The 17,723-nt window shown below is 54.3% G+C and carries 13 protein-coding genes and 1 tRNA gene; 8 read left to right on the top strand and 6 right to left on the bottom strand.

The features are described 5' to 3' along the window. The first annotated feature begins 24 nt into the window (after nt 1-24). The 4 genes from VB780_RS31415 (at nt 25) to VB780_RS12120 (ending at nt 4,409) form a co-directional block, all read left to right on the top strand. Nucleotides 25-645: a GIY-YIG nuclease family protein gene (locus tag VB780_RS31415; protein ID WP_416349228.1), complete on the top strand. Its 621-nt coding sequence runs from the start codon at nt 25-27 to the stop codon at nt 643-645. A gap of 367 nt (nt 646-1,012) precedes the next feature. Beyond that, nucleotides 1,013-2,047, top strand: coding sequence for an ABC-three component system protein (locus tag VB780_RS12130; RefSeq protein ID WP_323351415.1), 1,035 nt, complete (start codon nt 1,013-1,015; stop codon nt 2,045-2,047). Beyond that, nucleotides 2,023-2,541 (top strand): ABC-three component system middle component 2, encoded by a 519-nt coding sequence (locus VB780_RS12125; RefSeq protein WP_323351414.1) that lies wholly within the window; start codon nt 2,023-2,025, stop codon nt 2,539-2,541. The genes VB780_RS12130 and VB780_RS12125 overlap by 25 nt, the downstream gene beginning before the upstream one ends. A 2-nt stretch (nt 2,542-2,543) precedes the next feature. Beyond that, nucleotides 2,544-4,409, top strand: coding sequence for a hypothetical protein (locus VB780_RS12120; protein WP_323351413.1), 1,866 nt, complete (start codon nt 2,544-2,546; stop codon nt 4,407-4,409). A 426-nt stretch (nt 4,410-4,835) separates the two neighbouring features. Here VB780_RS12120 and VB780_RS12115 read toward each other — a convergent pair whose 3' ends face one another. Further along, nucleotides 4,836-4,979, bottom strand: coding sequence for a hypothetical protein (locus tag VB780_RS12115; RefSeq protein WP_323351412.1), 144 nt, complete (start codon nt 4,977-4,979; stop codon nt 4,836-4,838). Between the two features lie 444 nt (nt 4,980-5,423). On the opposite strand from VB780_RS12115, the gene VB780_RS12110 reads away from it, so the two are divergent. Beyond that, nucleotides 5,424-5,495, top strand: a tRNA-Val gene (locus VB780_RS12110). A gap of 62 nt (nt 5,496-5,557) precedes the next feature. On the opposite strand, the gene VB780_RS12105 is transcribed toward VB780_RS12110, so the two are convergent. From VB780_RS12105 to VB780_RS12095, 3 genes are all read right to left on the bottom strand, one after another. Then, nucleotides 5,558-7,591, bottom strand: coding sequence for a protein kinase domain-containing protein (locus VB780_RS12105; protein ID WP_323351411.1), 2,034 nt, complete (start codon nt 7,589-7,591; stop codon nt 5,558-5,560). Nucleotides 7,592-7,888: 297 nt separating this feature from the next. Then, nucleotides 7,889-8,767 carry a phosphate/phosphite/phosphonate ABC transporter substrate-binding protein gene (locus tag VB780_RS12100; protein ID WP_323351410.1) on the bottom strand — a complete coding sequence of 293 codons (879 nt, stop codon included), beginning with the start codon at nt 8,765-8,767 and terminating at the stop codon, nt 7,889-7,891. 158 nt (nt 8,768-8,925) lie between these two features. Beyond that, nucleotides 8,926-9,507 carry a thioredoxin family protein gene (locus VB780_RS12095; protein ID WP_323351409.1) on the bottom strand — a complete coding sequence of 194 codons (582 nt, stop codon included), beginning with the start codon at nt 9,505-9,507 and terminating at the stop codon, nt 8,926-8,928. 61 nt (nt 9,508-9,568) lie between these two features. Between VB780_RS12095 and VB780_RS12090 the strand changes: the two genes are divergently transcribed. Then, nucleotides 9,569-10,018: a protein tyrosine phosphatase family protein gene (locus tag VB780_RS12090; RefSeq protein ID WP_323351408.1), complete on the top strand. Its 450-nt coding sequence runs from the start codon at nt 9,569-9,571 to the stop codon at nt 10,016-10,018. A 156-nt stretch (nt 10,019-10,174) separates the two neighbouring features. On the opposite strand, the gene VB780_RS12085 is transcribed toward VB780_RS12090, so the two are convergent. Further along, the gene (locus VB780_RS12085; protein WP_323351407.1) at nt 10,175-10,810 is read right to left on the bottom strand and encodes a peptidoglycan-binding protein; all 636 of its coding nucleotides are present in this window, start codon (nt 10,808-10,810) and stop codon (nt 10,175-10,177) included. A gap of 348 nt (nt 10,811-11,158) precedes the next feature. Then, nucleotides 11,159-13,534, bottom strand: coding sequence for a heavy metal translocating P-type ATPase (locus tag VB780_RS12080; protein ID WP_323351406.1), 2,376 nt, complete (start codon nt 13,532-13,534; stop codon nt 11,159-11,161). A 408-nt stretch (nt 13,535-13,942) separates the two neighbouring features. Here VB780_RS12080 and ggpS point away from each other — a divergent pair, with 408 nt between their 5' ends. Beyond that, complete coding sequence (gene ggpS, locus VB780_RS12075; protein ID WP_323351405.1) at nt 13,943-15,451, top strand: glucosylglycerol-phosphate synthase; 1,509 nt, start codon at nt 13,943-13,945, stop codon at nt 15,449-15,451. Nucleotides 15,452-16,009: 558 nt separating this feature from the next. Further along, nucleotides 16,010-17,683 (top strand): glycerol-3-phosphate dehydrogenase/oxidase, encoded by a 1,674-nt coding sequence (locus VB780_RS12070; RefSeq protein WP_323351404.1) that lies wholly within the window; start codon nt 16,010-16,012, stop codon nt 17,681-17,683. The last annotated feature ends 40 nt before the right edge of the window (nt 17,684-17,723 follow it).

Here is a 17,723-nt window from a genome sequence, read left to right as displayed (position 1 = left end):
ACTCTGCAAGGGTTAGTCGCAAAAATGCCCAACCCCATGAATGAGTCAACTTTTGAAGCGATCCTCAACCCCACTCATCTCTGCTCCCGCCCGGAGGTATTGGCTAGAAATTGCCCAGTCCCACGGAAGGCAGGGGTCTATGCCTGGTACTTCCGTAAGGTGCCGCCTAGGGTACCAACGGAGGGCTGTCATCAAGTAAAAGCAACCACTCTGCTTTATGTGGGTATTTCACCTAGTAAATCCTCCTCCAGTCGCCAACAGTTGAAAGAGCGGGTGCGTCAGCACTACAACAACAATGCCTTTGGCTCTACTCTGCGCCTTACCCTGGGGTGCCTGCTGGCCGATGAGTTGGGCATTGAGCTAAGGCGAGTGGGTAGCAGTGGTAAACGCCTCACCTTTACCGATGGGGAGCAAGCGCTCTCTAACTGGATGGAGGCTAATGCCCTGGTCACTTGGATGGAGACACCGGAACCGTGGGTGTTAGAACCGCAGATTATCTCTCAGCTTTCGCTACCTCTGAACCTGGAGCATAACGAGAGCCATCCGTTCTATCCGGTTCTAGCGGAGCTTCGCAATAAGTGTAGGCAGAGAGCCCGACAACTCCCAATATGGAGTGATGGGGCTCTCCGGGGCTCATCATGTTGACGACACCCCAGAATCTCTGTAAGCCCTGCAAAGCAATGGTTTTGAGCCTATCGCGGGGCTTACAGCATGTACATTCGGTAGAGCTGTATGGCTATCCTGGCATTAAGGGGCGTCCAAGGGCTGCCATTTGCGTGCGATCACAGACTAGTGTTTGTGGGATGACTGAGGACGCATTGAAGAAAAAAGAGAAGTAATGTGCCCCATCTCTAGCTATAGCTTCGCTTCAATTGGACTGCATCTTTAGAGATAGACTAGAATTGTCCAAAAAACCAATTCATTCAGCGAGGTAGCAGGGCTTTTGATTACTGATGAAGATATGAGGCCAGTAGCACCTCGGCCATCATCGACAACCCTACCTAGCGACTATGTGGTTACCGGAGTTCCTATTTCGAAACAGGTTAGAGTCACCACGTTTTCTGCTGAAGAATGGGAGGAATTTATTGAAGAGTGGTGTGGTTCATTAAATAATTTCTATCACTTAACTCGTCGTCACTCAGGAGCAGGCGATATGGGGATTGATGTAGCAGGATATCTGAGTGATGCAGGATTGAACGGAGAGTGGGACAATTACCAATGCAAGCATTATGATAAGCCGCTATCTCCGGCCATGATGTGGATTGAGTTTGGGAAAGTTATCTACTACTCTTTCAAAACTGAGTACTTACCTCCTCGGAAGTATTACTTTGTTGCGCCTCGTGGTGTTGGAACTACGCTTGCTAATTTAATGAATAAACCAGAAGAGCTTAGGAGTAGATTGCGTGAGCAGTGGGATTCTAAATGCAAGAGCGAAATTACGAAGACAGCCAGCATACTGCTCACAGGAGAGTTTCTTGAATGGTTTGAGCAATTCGATTTCTCTATTTTTTCTTACAAAACAGTGCGGGAACTTATAGAAGGCCATGAACGAACGCCTTTTCATGCAGTTCGATTCGGCGGACATCTTAGACCTCGCCCTTTACCCACACCACCACCTAATGAGCATGCTGAACAGGAAAGCCGATATATAAGAAAGATATGTGATGCCTATAGTGATTATCTAAGAACAACAGTCAATACTGTTGCCGATATTCCGAGTTCTGCCCCATATCTTAGAGACCACCTATTAAGACAAAGAACAAATTTTTTTAGTGCAGAATCGCTTAGGAATTTTGCTCGAGACAATGTCCCGGAGGGAACTTTTGATCACATGCAGAATGAAGTGTTTCATGGCGTCATTGATACATGCGAGAGCAATCATACTGACGGGCTAGCGCGAATGAGGGAAGTTCTCAAACAGGCAGCACAGATTTCGCTTACAGCAAACCCGCTTAGAACTGTTGTTCAGATTCAGGATCGACAGGGGATCTGCCACCAATTGGCTAATGATAACCGATTGACATGGGTTCCAAAAATCGCCGAATAGGAGTGACCATTATTATGCCATCTCCGTTCAATAGCCCACTTGAGTCAGGGGTACGATCGCTCAGTATTCTTGTCGCTGCGTTTCCCCGCTCTTTGGATCTACAGTATTTGGTTTTCTTCGACTATTTAACCGTCCATTCACGAGATGTAGATGGACCAGAGAGTCTTCATGCTCCAATACCTATGCGTTCTGGAGAGTTGGCAGTAAGGCGTGGGCTGATTGAACGTGGCCTCCTCCTAATGATAAGTCGCGATTTAATAGAGCGGCTGGCACAACATGATGGCTTTAGTTATGTCGCCGCAGATGCTGCAGCCCCCTTTCTAGACATGCTGGGGGCCGAGTATACTCTGAAGCTTCGTAAACGTTCTAACTGGGTCATTAGCACATTTGGGAACGTCTCAACAGAAGACATCCGGGATATAGAACGGCGTATCTACCATGGAGGATGGGCAAGCCAGTTTCAGCTTACAGAGGGGGTTACTGATAGAAGATAATGATGTGGAATCCCATTCAGATAAAAGGCCTTTCCTATCTCAGTCCTACAAAAGCTCCTGCAACTGTGGAGTTTGAGCCGGGACTTAATATCGTGTTTGGAGCTTCAAATACGGGCAAGTCATTTATTGTTGAGAGTATTGATTATCTTCTTGGCAGTGGTGGAAATCTAAGAGACATTCAGGAGCGAGTTGCATATGATCGTGTGAGGCTTCTTCTTGAAGCTTCAAATGATATTCTGTTTACTATTCAGCGAGGTGTTAAAGGGGGCAGCTTTGTCAAGTTTGATGGAAGCTGGCTAGAGGAAGAACCTGATCATGAAGGCACAGTTCTACAGGCAAAATACTCCGCAAATAATCAGAATAATCTTTCATCATTTTTTCTTTCGTTAGTTGGCCTTGAGGGCAAAAGTGTTATCAAAAATAAGCGTCAAGAATTACAGAGTTTTACTATAAGAAATCTTGTCCGTTTTCTTCTTGTTAAAGAAGAAGAAATTATTAGAAGCAGTTCTCCAATCCTGTCAGGACAATATACGACTGCAACAGCCGAGTACTCTGCATTTAGGTTGCTTCTAACTGGCGTTGATGATAGTGCCCAAATTGCTCAGGAGCAGAGGCAGAGAGAAGTTTCTGCTGCAAAGCAAAGTCTTGAAGCGAAATTAGAGCTTCTTGATGAGCTAATTGCAGAATTGCATTCTGGTTTACGGGAAGTTGGGGTAAATCGCATTGAAGCAGAGGATCAGATAGCTCGGCTTAGTCAAGAAATGCAAGCTAACGAGAATCGTATCGCTCAGGTAAGAGAACAGCTTGGAGAGCGGATTACGAGGCGGAACGAAATTCTAAGCCAGATACAAAGATTAACCGATAGTATCCAAATGATTGAGGGACAGTTATCCCGTTTTGGGCTTCTTCAGCAACATTATCAGAGTGATCTTGAGCGACTTGCTTCTATAGAAGAATCAGGATCATTTCTTATAGACTTGAATATAACTCCGTGTCCTCTGTGTGGAACACCGCCAAACGAACAGCATCTAAGCACCGAGTGCGATGGGAATATTGAGGCAACTGTTGTCGCTGCAAGGGGTGAAATCGCAAAGGTTCAGAAACTTTCCTCTGAGCTTGAGCAAACAGCATCGGAGTTAGAGACTGAGTTAGATGTTCTACGCACTCAACAAAACGCTCTTGTTCCAGAATATCAAGAATTGAATCAAGTGATAGAGAGAATTACTGCGCCACTGGGTGACTTGCAGACTAACATTGGAGAATTAGCTAGTCGAGTGTTAGATTACCGACTTGTCCTAAGGAGGTTTGAAGATTTAGAAGAGCACAGAAAAAGGAAAGATGTCCTTGTTAGTGAAGCTTCAACAGAGCCCGAGCCCGAGCCTGAAAGAAATTCAGTTGATGTAGCTACATCAGTTCTTGATGAGTATGCCCAGGTTGTTCAACAATTACTCCAATTGTGGGGATTCCCAGGCGCTGAAAGGGTTCACTTTGATATGTCTAAGAAGGATCTTGTCATTAATGGTCAACTACGTTCTAGTAGTGGCAAAGGAGTGCGGGCAATTACTCATGCAGCGATGATAATCGGCCTTATGGAGTTTTGCCGTCAGGAAGATTTACCTCATCCTGGCTTTGTCGTACTTGACTCGCCGCTCTTAGCTTACCGCGAGCCAGAGAGCGAAGAAGACTCGGCTTTGGCTGAATCAGATTTGAAGGCGCGCTTCTATGAGTACTTAGCGATGAACCTTTTTGATAGTCAGGCCATCATCATAGAAAATGAAGACCCACCAATAGACCTTAGAGGCAGGGTACACTTAACACACTTCACAAAGAATGAGAATGTTGGGAGGTATGGTTTTCTTCCTGCTTAGTACTCCTCAAGTCCTAAGGTGAAACATCGTTCATTGGCCCATAAAGTTACTTGGATCAATTGCTCTATTGAGAATCCTGAGAGTCTAGGACTAACGAAACCTCAAGCCCTTCTCAATGCAATTTTCATTTTTAGAAATTCCTATAGGTAACTAATCTTGGTCAATTAAACGATGCCAAAATCATATGTCCTAATAAACACAACGTTCTGCTCTAGGGGTACCTCAAAATCCTAAAGATGTAATAGTCATGTCTCACAACCCTCATAACGCCTCATCTACTTCACCAATTTCCCAATAGCTGCATGGCGAGTAATCTGCTGCAGCGTCCTCAGGGAATGCCTCTGCTAATGCATCTCACCAGCAGCAATGTACCTCCGGTGAGGCTTTGCCAACGCCTAAAACTATGGGTACTCACCCCCTTAAACCCTAAACAGTCACAGGCCAACCGCAAAACGTCTTATCCACGGCCCGAGTGCTCATGTAGCCCTGTTTCGACTGACCAGGGAACAAGATCTGCTGCGGTAGGGCGGCCACCTCCAGCAGCTCCGCCAACAGGCGAGCCACAATCACGCTACGGGTCTGCTTTGTCTTAGTATTCCTGGCCCGGTAGGTAATGAGGTCAGCGGCAATGTCCTGAGCCTACAGCCGCACTACTTCTCCCACCCGCGCAGCCATTAGCAAATCTGGCAGATCATTCAGTGAAGCTGATCCAAGCGAGGCATGGTGAAGAGAGGAGTACATTTGCCCCTATGGTAGCGAATCTGGGCCAGTCACTACACCAGTAAGTTGATCTTGGCAAAGCCACAGCAGTGTAGGGTTTTTGACTTGTGTAGGGTTCAAGAAATGACATGCAAGGCATGTTGTAGTGTTGAATGTTATGCAGTGTAAGACTTCTAGCTTTGTGTAGGACTCTGCCTACAAGAAGCCAAGCCAAAAATTTTAAGAATTATAAAAATTAAATTGGGTATGATTTGGGTATTCAACTCAATGACAATTTTCTGAAAAGCTTTCACGGTAAGGCTTTTGGTCGTCTCGACCTCCACGTTGACATCGTGGGGGTCACTGGTTCGAGTCCAGTTACGTCCATTCCTTGGGTACAGCGACGTCTCATTGGTCATCGGTGACAGATTGATGTCGGACTGCGCCCCCTACTGCATCTGCTGGCGAAAGTCATTGGCCTTTTTGGGGTCAGGAATTTCGGTTGCCAGGCGCAGCACCAACTCCTGGGGGGAGAGGGTAGGAAAATCGGCCAGGGCGTCGTCTATCAGGTAGTTGGCCATTGGGCCAACGCAGCGGGTCAGGCTTTGGCGACAGCGGCTGAGAAACTCTGGGCTGAGGCGCTCGGCGGGCATTTGAGCATCAGATACCGGGTCGAGCGCTGTCGGTTCATCCTCCGAAGAGACTGCCCCCAGGCTAGAGGCACTGTCGTCTACGGCGACCTGAATGCGACTCACAAAGTCGGTGGCCTGCCGCCCGTTCGACAGCTGGCCCGCCAAAATCTCGACAAACTCTTCTGGGGTAGCCTGGGGATGCTGATCGATCATGTCTTCGACGATGACGCTGGCCATGGGGCCAATGCAGCGGGCCAGCTCCTGGCGGCAGGTTTCTATAAACGAGGGGTTTTGCAGCTCTGAGCGGGCGATTTTTGAGCTGGCGTGGGTCAGCGGGGCGGGCGGGTTGAGCGCTGGTGCCCAGGCGGGCTCTGCCCCCAGGGGCGAGATCGGGGTTTCGCTGGCGGCGCTGAGCTGAGTCAGGCGCTCCATGACTTCGGCGGCATTCTGAAACCGGGCCTTGGGCTTTTGCTGTACTAGCTGGGTCAGAATGGCCTCTAGCTCTGGGCTGACGCGGGCGTAGATTTGCCAGCGCCACTCTAGCGACTCTCGGTCGATGAGGTCGCGGGGGTAGCGGCCGGTGAGCAGCACAATGGCTGTCACCCCCAGGGCGTAAAGGTCGCTGGAGGGGTAGCACTGGCCCAGGTGAATTTGTTCGGGCGGCGAGTAGCCAAATTTGCCCACCATGGTGGCGGGTTGGGCCTCGTCGGCAGCGGTGACCTGGTCAGAGAGCAGGGTGCTAATGGCGTCGCTGACCAGGCCAAAGTCGATTAGCACCGGCAGGCTGCGATCGCGGCAATACATAATGTTGTCGGGCGAGATATCGCGGTGCACAATGCTGAGCCCGTGCAGATAGTCGAGCACTTGCAGCATCTGCATCAGCCACTGCACTACCTCCGCCTCAGAAAACTGGCTATTTTGCTGGCGGCGCTGCTTAATCAGCTGCGAGTAGGGCACCCCATCGATGTATTCCTGCACAATAAATAGGCGGCTGCGCTGGGTAAAGCAGGCCAAAAACTTCGGCACCTGGGGATGGTCGAGCTGGTACAGCGTCTTGGCTTCGCGCTTAAACAGGTCCAGCGCCTTTTGCAGATTGCTCCCCGACTTTTTGGTCGGGAAAAACTCCTTTAGCACGCAGGCTTCCCCAAACCGCTGGGCATCTTCCACCAGGTAAGAGCGACCAAACCCGCCCTGCCCCAGCACCCGCTGCACCACATAGCGACCGCCAATCCGATCGCCGGGGGCCACATGGCGACCCTCGCCGGGGGCCTCTAGGCCAGGCTCCGGCTCATCCACCGGGGGGGCCGAGGGGCTCACCGCCGCCGGCTGGGGTAAGACGTTGACATGGTAGGCCGGCACCAGGTCTTGAATATTTCTGAGCTGAAGCGGCCCCGCGTAGGTAACGTCTAAATCGAGCCTCGCCTTGACCACGTCATAGACAATCTTAGAAATGCACAGCCCGCTGGGGTGGGCCTCCGTTTGCAGACGAGCGGCAATGTTGACCCCATTGCCCATCACATCCGACTGGCTAAAAAATACATCGCCCAAGTGAATGCCAATGCGGTGCAGTAGAGCCAGATTGCCGCCGTCACCACCGTTGAGTTTGGCCAGCTCTTTTTGAATTTCTAGCCCGCAGCTCACCGCCTGCACCGCACTGACGAAATACATCAGCAGGCCGTCGCCGGTCGATTTCAACACCTTGCCTTCAAACTGCTCGCAGAGCTTTTCCATCAGCTCTTGGTCGCGCTGAAGTTGAGCCAGGGTGAGTTCTTCATGTACCGACATGCGGGCGCTAAAGCCCACCGCATCGGTCAGCATAATCGCGGCTAGGGTGCGATGTCCGTGGGTCACACGAGTCAGCTCCAAGGGTGGCTAGAAACATTAAAAAGTTAGCGCAGGTGATGTTTCCCCGTTAACTATCGTAAACTTCACCTCGGCGGTGGCCGCTTTCTGACCGTGCCTGAGATGATGCATGATGCCGTCGTCAGCACCCCAATGTCCTGGAAATAATCGCGATCGCACCCCACAGCCAGCCAAGCGCTGCCGCAACCAGGGCCAGCCGCTTTTAAGGTGATTCTATCTTACGGGTCAGCGATTAGTGGTCTCGCAGCTCACGATCGCGGTGGTCAATCCCAGTTATGGGCGGCCCTAGGGCGGGGCGAGGGTGAGCACGGCGGGCTGCTCTTTGATCCGAGATTCGAGCGGGCGCACTTTCTCGACCAGGGCGATCAGCTGGGTGAGGTCGGGGGGATTGCTGTTGGGGCTGTAGCCCGCATCGGCGGTCATGCTAGAGGGGGCATTCTGCATGGCCTGCTCGATGTACTGCTGCTGATTGCGATCGACGGTGGGACTTATTAGGACGGCCCCGGCGGGGATGGCGCGGCTGGCGTGCAGAATGCGAAAAGTACCCTCCTCAAAGCCGCTGCGATGCTGCTGAAAGTCGTCCTCTGACATGGCCCCAGCGGCGACGCGATCCTCGGCGATCCACGCTAGGGCGGTGGCGGAAGTGGGGGCAAACTCAATTTGCTTCAGGGTGAGGCCGTAGAGGTCGTACAGGGGCAGATAGTAGCCGGTGGCCGACCCCGCTTCCCCCAGGGCGATCGCCTGGTTGGCCAGATCGCCCAGCGCTTGGTAGGGGCTGTCGCTGCGCACCACCAGCACCGCTCGCTGGTTGGGGGTACCCAGCATCGGGAAAATGGGCAGATAGTTGGCCTCGGCAATGGCGATCGCCGCCAGGCCCGAAGGGGCAAACACCAGCGACCACTTGGCGGCCCGAATTTGCTCCACCGCGCGAATCTCGTTAAACACGGGCTCTAGCTCCACCACGGCCTTGAGCTGCTCGGCCAAGTAGGTCTGAAAGCGCTGATACTTTTCGAGGGAGCTAGCGCCGTCGTCGTAGCTCACCAGGCCGATGGTGAGCCGTGTAGGTTGCTCAGAGACGGTCGCGCCACAGCCGCTCGCCTGGAGTAGCCCCACGACCATCAGGCCCAGCAGACAGAGTTTGAAAAATCGGCGCAATCGACTCATGATTTCTACAGACGGGGCGATCGCGCTTCTGGCGCGACTTCTGGATGAATCGCTAAATCCGTGTTTGCAGCTTAGATCGACGGCTCAGCGAATCCAGATTTTCTTCGTACTCTGTGACGTTTCGCGGCGGTGGGATGGGGTGAAACGGGGCGATCGCCCTAGCCAAAGTAGTCGGGCTCATTGCCCGGCGTCCACTTGATGTTGCAGCCAATGCTGGGTTTTTGGTGGCCGGGCATAGCCTCGGCGGCCAATACGGCATCTAGCGCGGCCCGCAGATCTTGGCCGGTCACAGGCAGGCTGTTGCCCGGTCGGCTGTCGTCGAGCTGGCCTCGGTAGGCCAGGGTTTTGGCCTCGTCAAACAGAAAGAAATCGGGGGTGCAGGCGGCGGTGTAGGCCTTGGCTACGTCCTGGGTTTCGTCAAAACAGTAGGGGAAGGTGAAACCCACATCCTGGGCCTGGGCCTTGAGGTGCTCGGGGCCGTCTTGGGGATGAGTTTTTAGACTGTTGGCGCTGATGGCGACAATGCCCACGCCCTGGGGGCCGTAGTCTTTGCCCAGGCGGGCTAGCTCTTGCTCTACATGCTTGACGAAAGGGCAGTGGCGGCAAATAAACATCACCAGCAGCGCCCGCGCATCGGCAAAGGTGCCGAGGTTAATGGTCTTGCCGCTAACCACATCAGTTAGCTCAAAGTGGGGGGCAGCGGTGCCTAGGGGCAGCATGGTAGATTCCACCATAACCATGGGTTAAAGTCTCCAGGGTAGGTTTTCTCTATCGTACTGAATCGTACCGGGGGATTTGGCTATGACCGCTGATTCTTTGCAGGCCATTCGCAGCTACCTGGCCATTTCACCCAACCTGGGCACAGCCGGGCAGCCCACCGCCGAGCAGTTTAAGACCGTGGCCGAAGCGGGCTATACGGTCGTCGTGAATCTGGCTCTGTCCACCTCTGACCACGCCATCTCCAACGAGGCGGAGCTGGTCAAAAGTCTGGGGATGACCCACTTTCACATTCCGGTGGTGTGGGAAGCCCCAACCTTGGCAGATCTGGAAATCTTTTTTAAGGTGATGGACAGGAATCGCGACTTTAAGGTCTTCGTCCACTGCGCCCTCAACATGCGCGTCTCGGCCTTCGTCTATCTCTACCGGGTGCTCCGCCTGGGGGTTGACCCTACCGTTGCGATCGCCGATCTCCACCGCATCTGGCAGCCCAACCCCACCTGGCAAGCCTTTATTGACAACGCCTTAGCCTGATCCCCACTCCCCTACTTTCCCTGTCACTCCACCTGCTCTGTGGCAGATTGCGTAAGAAGAACTGCGCACCGAGTTGCACCGTAGTTCACCCCAGTTGGCTGTCAGGCATTACTTGTGGCAAGCCTAAAGCAAATAATTCAGCCTTTATCAAACTCTTCAGGAGTGAAGCTCTGCAATCTTGGAGAGTGTGATCGGCCCAACTATTCCATCAGGCACCCCTGGTGTATGTTCAGACTGAAATTTCTCGATTGCTTGCACTAACTCAGGAGTAAATAATGTATCTATCGATCCTTGATAGTAACCAATTTTTCCAAGTATTTCTTTTAGTGTTTGTACATCAATACCTATTTCATTCAGGTGATTCAAAGTAAGTCGCTTCTGCAAACTTATCTTGCTCTCGGGAGGTAACAGTGCAAGCACTTGAGCAGATTCATCGTAAATTTTCTGTCGATTTTCACGAGCCTCCTGCGATAGAGATGCCTCATTTTGGCGAACTTGGCCCAATGAAGCCAACAGCTTATTATCTAATTTCTCTACTTTGTCATCAACTCTTTGAATTTCCCTTTTGACTTCTTTTAGTGCAATCTCAATATCGCCAAGCTTAATACTTTTTACATAGGTTACGACTTCTTCAAAATATGGAATTACTGATGAAACAAGCGCTACGCAAAACCAGTATATAGCTTGAGTTTTGACTTCAGTTTCAGGTGAAATAAAAAAGCTGTAGAAGCATATTAACAATGCAAATGCTGCAAAAACTCGGCTAATAGAAGAAATGCCTAGACGACGCATAAGTAGTTTCTTGCCAAAAGAACATTACTAAAACAGTGATATCAACCGACTAGGAGGATGAATATGGCCCAGCGTTCGAAAGCTTTGTAAGTCACGGGTTTTAGCTTTTTGGGCCTGCCCAGCTTCAGTTTTGATGCTGACAACTTTATATCAGATACAATGCCCAGTCTTTATCCACTTCTTCATCGCTAGGCCAATCCATTCGACTCATGATTAAAAGATCTTTTACCTCATCCATTTGTTGTTGTAAAGATGATTGGTTAGAGTTCTGCGCCACTAATATCCCCTGGGCTCAGTTCTGCTTGCTAAATCGCTTTTATATCCCCTGGTTGATAACGCATTCGCAGATCAGCGACGTAACAACAAAGAATTAACGACTACTGCCACCGAGCTAAATGCCATCATGCCGCCTGCGGCGGCGGGGCTGAGGCTGACTCCGGCGGTGGGTAGCAGTACGCCAGCAGCGAGGGGAATTGCCACCAGGTTGTAGGCAAAGGCCCAGGCCAGGTTTTGGCGAATTTTGTTAAACGTGGCGCGGCTGAGGGTCAGGGTTTCGAGCAGGCCCGAGAGTTGGTCGCCCATGAGAATTACATCGGCGGTTTCCATGGCGATGTCGGTGCCGGAGTGGAGGCTGATGCCGACATCGGCCTGGGCGATCGCAGGTGCATCATTAATCCCGTCGCCCATCAGCGCTACAGTGTGCCCCTCGGCCTGGAGCTGGCGAATCGCATCGACTTTGCCCTGGGGGGAGACTTCGGCGGTGACTTGGTCGGGGTTGAGGTTGAGCTGGGCCGCGATCGCCCCTGCCACCTCCTTTCGATCGCCCGTCAGCAGCCGCACCTGAAGCCCTTGTTGTTGCAGAGAATCAATCACAGCGGCGGCATCGGACCGGAGTTGATCGGCGATCGCCACCAGCCCCACTACCGCATCCCCCAGCGCCACATACACCACCGTCTGTCCTGCTTCCGCCAGCGACTTCGCCCGGTCTTGCACATCGGCATCCAGCATCATCTCTCGCTGAGTCATCCACTGTTGGTTGCCCAGGGCGCAGGGCTGCACGGTGCCCTGCCAGTTGATTTGAGCGGCAACACCGAGGCCGGGTTGCGTATCAAACTCGTCCGCTGGTAGCAGATCCAATTCGCGCGCTGTTGCTGCTTGGTGGATTGCCTTGGCCAGGGGGTGGCGGGTGCCGCTCTCAACGGTGGCGGCAAGCTGCATAATATCGGCCTCGCTCAGACCCTCGGCAAGGACGTGGATCTCTGTCACCTGGGGCTGACCCACGGTGAGGGTGCCGGTTTTGTCGAACACCACCGTATCGAGGTGGTGGATGGTTTCGAGGCTGTCGCCGCCGCGAATCAGCAGGCCGCGCTCGGCCCCTAGGCCAGAGCCGACCAGAATGGCGGTGGGGGTAGCCAGGCCCAAGGCGCAGGGGCAGGCGACGACCATCACCGCGATCGCCAGCTTCAAACTCACCAGCAGGGTCGAAGAGGTGTAGGTCATGGTGTGGCCCATGTGAGCCATGCCTAGGGCCGAGTGCATTACCTGGGGCCAGTGGTGCAGCCCAATGAAGTACCAAAACAGGAAGGTGAGCGTCGCTAGAGACATCACCCCGTAGGTGAAGTAGCCCGAGATCAGGTCGGCCAGCCGCTGGATGGGGGCCTTGCGGCTCTGGGCGGTCTCGACTAGGCGAATCATTTGGGCCAGCACGGTGTTTTGGCCGGTGCCCGTGACTTGTAGGGCGATCGCCCCACTCTGATTAACAGTCCCCGCCGTTACGCCATCGCCGGGCTGCTTCAGCACCGGCATCGATTCGCCGGTCAGCATCGACTCATCCACCGTGCTCTGGCCCGAGACTACCGTGCCGTCGGCAGAAATTTTTTCGCCGGGCAGCACCTGCACCCATTCCCCCACCTGCACGCAGCGGGCGGGCACCTCGACGCCGGTTTGGGCGGCTCCAGCGGTGGCGGGGTTAGAGATCAGCCGGGCTACAGCGGGCTGGAGTTCGACCAGCGATCGCAGCGCATCCGCCGCCTGGTACCGCGCCCGCTGCTCCAGGGTGCGGCCCAGCAAAATAAATGCCAGCAGCATCACCGGCTCTTCAAAAAAGCACTCCCAGCCCAGACCGGGGAACACCAGCGCCACCACGCTAGCCAGGTAGGCACTAACGCTGCCCAGGGCCACCAGGGTATTCATGTTGGGGGCCAGCCGCCGCATACCGGCCCAGCCATCGACCAGAATTTCTCTGGCCGGAAACGCCAGCGTCACTGTGGCCAAAACGGCGTGAAACCAGAGGTCGCTAAGCACCGGGATGGTCAGCCAGCCGAAGTGGTTCAAATGGCCAATGGTGGAAAGGATGAGGAGGGCGATCGCTACCCCCAGCCGCCGCCCCTGCTGCTGCTGCTCGGCTCGCTTGGCTTCGACCCAGGCGGTGAGGTCGTCGCCATTGCCATTGCTGGTGCGGGGAGTAGCGGTAAAGCCCGCTTGGGAGACTTGCGCCACCAGTTCTTCAGTAGTAACGGATCCGGTTTGGGTCTCGACCACCGCTACTTCCGTCACCAGGTTGACTGTGGCCGATCGCACCCCATCGACCTGGGCCAGGCGAGTTTCGACAGCCCGCACGCACCCGGCGCACTTCATGCCGCTGACATTTAGCACCACGGTTTGGCCGGGCGACGGCGCTGGTGCGGTGGCTGGATCAGCTGGTTGAGCAGAGAGAACTTGCATGGGGCAAAAAGCTAGAAGCGGCAGTAGATCTAGCCTACCAAGCCCCTCTGCCCTGTGGGTGTCTCCTAGGTGAGCTAAAAAACTTTATTCCGCCGCTCCGTGCGCTCTTGCCGTGGGGGCAAGCCAACCCCCAAAACCCTTTAGCAACGGGAACCTGGTGGGATGGGCAGCGTTTGAACCTCGCTTCAAAATCAGCTCTTCTGTGGCTTTGTCAAGCCCCAACACCTTGGGTAATACTCACAAAGATCATAGAATCCAGTCATGGTCTCTATCTATAGACATAGGGATATACCCCTAGGTAGATGCCAGCGTAGCTCTATATACATAGAATTGCTACGTAATGTAACAATCCGTGTTGGAGTTTGCACAGCAGCCGTCCCGCGCATTAGCCAGGAGCAACAAGCCATAATGAAATCTTCTTTAGTTATTCTCTATCACCGCGAGCCCTACGACGAAGTCGTTGAAAACGGCAAAACCGTCTATCGCGAGAAAAAAAGCCCCAACGGCATTGTGCCGACCCTAAAAAGCTTTTTTGCCAATGCCGACAGCAGCACCTGGGTCGCCTGGAAACAGGTCGCCGAAGATAAGCAAGAGAGCTTCGATGACCGAGTAACCATGGAAGGCTGGAGCGATCGCGCCGTCATCCGCCGCATTCCCCTCACCGCCGAGCGGGTCAAAGATTTTTACTACATCACCGCCAAAGAGGCGATCTGGCCCATCCTCCACTCCTTTCCCGAGCACTTCACCTACGAAAGCTCCGACTGGGAAAACTTTCAGCACATCAACAAGTTGTTCGCCGAAGCAGCCTGCGAAGAGGCCGCCGATGACGCCCTGATCTGGATTCACGACTACAACCTGTGGCTGACGCCCTTCTACATTCGGCAAAAAATGCCCAATGTAAAGATCGCCTTCTTCCACCACACCCCCTTCCCCGCCGCCGATGTGTTCAACATTCTGCACTGGCGCGAGGCGATCATCGACAGCCTGTTGTGCTGCGACCTGTGCGGCTTCCACATTCCCCGCTACGTCGAGAACTTTGTCTCCGCCGCCCGCAGCCTGCGCGATGTCAAGCTGGTCGAGCGCAAGCCCGTGCCCGAAGCCTTTACCCCCTTCGGTACCGCCCTGGCCGAACCCGACATGACCACCCGGCTTGAGTACAAAGGCCGCATGGTCAATGTCGATGCTTTCCCCGTCGGCACCAACCCCGGCTACATCCACGAGATGGTCAACAAGCCCTCGGTGCAGCAGCGCGTCGCCAAGATCCGCGACGATCTTGGCGACAACAAAATCATTGTCTCGGCGGGCCGGGTTGACTATGTGAAGGGCGCTAAAGAAATGCTGCTCTGCTTCGAGCGCCTGCTAGAGCGTCGCCCCGAGCTGCGCGGCAAGGTGAACTTGATCATGACCGCCGTGAAAGCTGCCGCTGGCATGCGGGTCTACAAAACCGCCCAGAGCGAGATTGAGCAGCTGGTTGGCCAGATCAACGGCAAATATTCCACCCTCACCTGGAATGCCATTCAGCTCTTCACTGAGCCGATCCCCTTTGATGACTTGATGGCCCTGTACAAAACCGCCGACATCGCCTGGATTCCACCCCTGCGCGACGGCCTTAACCTGGTGGCGAAAGAATATATCGCCGCCCACGGCGGTGAAAACGGCGTGCTGGTGCTGTCGGAGTTTACTGGCTCAGCGGTGGAGCTGCCCGACGCGGTGCTCACCAACCCCTACTCCGACAAGAACATGGACGAGTCCATCGACTTCGCTTTGAACATGCCCCTGGATGAGCAAAAGCGGCGCATGGCCAACATGCACAAAGCGATCACCCGCTACGACGTGCAGCAGTGGGCTAACCACATGTTCCGCGAAGCCAATGCGGTAGATATCGCCGAGCCCGAGCCCGAGCTAGTGACGGCATAGATCCGCTGTAGGGTGCATAACGCTAAGGCGAATGTACTGGGGGTGGGTTATGGCATAGTCTGACCCACCCCTACCCCTCCCAAGAGGGGATTTGCGGAGTCTTCCCCTCCTAGGAGGGGTGCCCGCAGAGCGGGGTGGGTTCCGAATTTCAGGCACCCGTAGGGTGGGTACTGCCCACCATTCCCTTGCGCCCAAAACCAATAGGCTAGGGCCAAATCCCAGGGTTCTTTCCTAAGTTTATTGCCAATGCCCTAGTCCACTGCAGAACCCTGGGATCTGCGGCTGCGATCGCCCCCTTCCCGCTTAAGCCTTAACTCCATCTCTCCGGTCAAGCAATGGGTGAACGGTGGGCAGTGCCCACCCTACAGTGGCAACAGTCGTTGGACAAAGCGGGAATCTTCTTTTTTAGAAATCTCCCTAGCAACGGCACATTTATCTGCGTAAAGAGTGCGTGCAGTCGTGAAGTAGGTGCTGCCCAAGACCGTCTTCAACAAAAACCATGCGCTAGGCTAACCAGAAAAGTCCTGGCTTCAAACATCCTCACCATCCCCAAGATTCATGCGTAACCTCCAAACCCTGACCGACCAACCCTTCGACCTGATCGTCATTGGCGGCGGCATCAATGGTGCGGCCACAGCGCGCGATGCCGCCCTGCGTGGCTTGCGAACAATCTTGCTCGAAAAGAATGACTTTGCCGGGGGCACCACCAGCTGGTCAAGCCGCCTGATCCACGGCGGGCTGCGCTATTTAGAATATTTTGAGTTCAACTTGGTGCGGGAGTCGCTGCACGAGCGGGAAGTGCTGCTGCGCAATGCTCCCCACCTGGCCAAGTCGTTGCAGATGACCATTCCAATCTACCGCAGCGGGTCGCGCAGCTATCGCATCATTCAGGTGGGCATGGTGCTATACGATGTGCTGAGCTACGACAAATCGTTGCCCAACCACCGCATGCTGTCGCATAAGACAACCCGGCAGCTGTTTCGCGCCATTGATGCCGAGAAACTGGCGGGGGCTGGCCAGTACTACGACGGCCAGGCTGAACATGCTGAGCGCCTGTGCTTTGAAAATATTCTCGATGCCCAGCAGGCTGGGGCCGTGACCCTCAACTATGCTCAGGTGGAAGATATTCACCTAAATGACCAGCGCATTACCGGGTTGACCTGCCGCGATCTGCTGAGCGATGAAACCTTTGAGGTTACGACCCACGCCAAAACTGTGGTGGTCAACACCTCTGGCCCCTGGGTCGATGCGGTCTGCGGTCTGAGCGAGTCGCCTGTGAGCAAGGGCCGCAAAATTGGCGGCACTAAGGGGAGCCACATCATTGTCGATGCCTTTCCTGGCGCGCCCGACTCGGCTCTGTATGTGGAAGCGAAATCGGACGGTCGGCCCTTTTTCATCATTCCCTGGCTGGGCCAGTACCTGATTGGCACCACCGATGAGCGCTACGAAGGCCCCCTCGACAACATCAAGGCCAACGACGCTGAGGTTGACTATCTGCTCAAAGAAACTAACGCCGTGCTGCCCGCCGCCCACCTCACCCGTGAGGATGTGCGCTTTACCTATGCTGGGGTGCGGCCTCTGCCCTATGCCGAGGGCAAGAAGGCTGGCAGCATTACCCGCGCCCACATTCTCCATGACCACAGCAAAGAGGGGGCGAAAAACCTGATTTCACTGATTGGCGGCAAGCTCACCACCCATCGTCAGGTGGGTGAAGAGTTTGTAACAGCGGCCTTTCGCAAGCGGGGTGAGGCCGCGCCTGCCTGCCCCACCCACACCCGGCCTCTGCCCGGGGCCATTTTGCTAGATAACCCCCGGGTGGGTCAGTGGCACGATCGCTACCGCCACCGCATCCCCACCGCCGTGCTCGACCACCTGATCGGCATCTATGGGGCTCGCACCGAGGATCTGCTGGCCCTAGTCGATGAGCACCCTGCTTTGGCTGAACCCATCGTTGACTATACCTACGACATTCAGGCCCAGATTGTGTTTGCGGTGCAGGCTGAGATGGCCCACACCTTTGTGGATATTCTGCGCCGCCGCACGACGGTGTGTATGCACAAAAACTATGGCTTTGCCGCCCTGCCCGTGGTAGCCCAAGTGCTGCGCGATCGCTGCGGCTGGAGCGAGGAGAGGTGCGATCGCAATATCCGCACCTACCACCAGTTCATGGCCGAGAACTGCATTCCTGACTACGCAATGGGGCAGGAGAGTCCTTCGTTGCAAACCGCCTAGGGAATCGATGATGGGGGTGAGGGAGGGGGAGTTCAAAATT

The organism is Leptolyngbya sp. CCNP1308 (assembly GCF_034932455.1).
Lineage (GTDB): Bacteria > Cyanobacteriota > Cyanobacteriia > Phormidesmidales > Phormidesmidaceae > Nodosilinea.
This window is presented reverse-complemented; position numbering and strand designations above follow the sequence as displayed.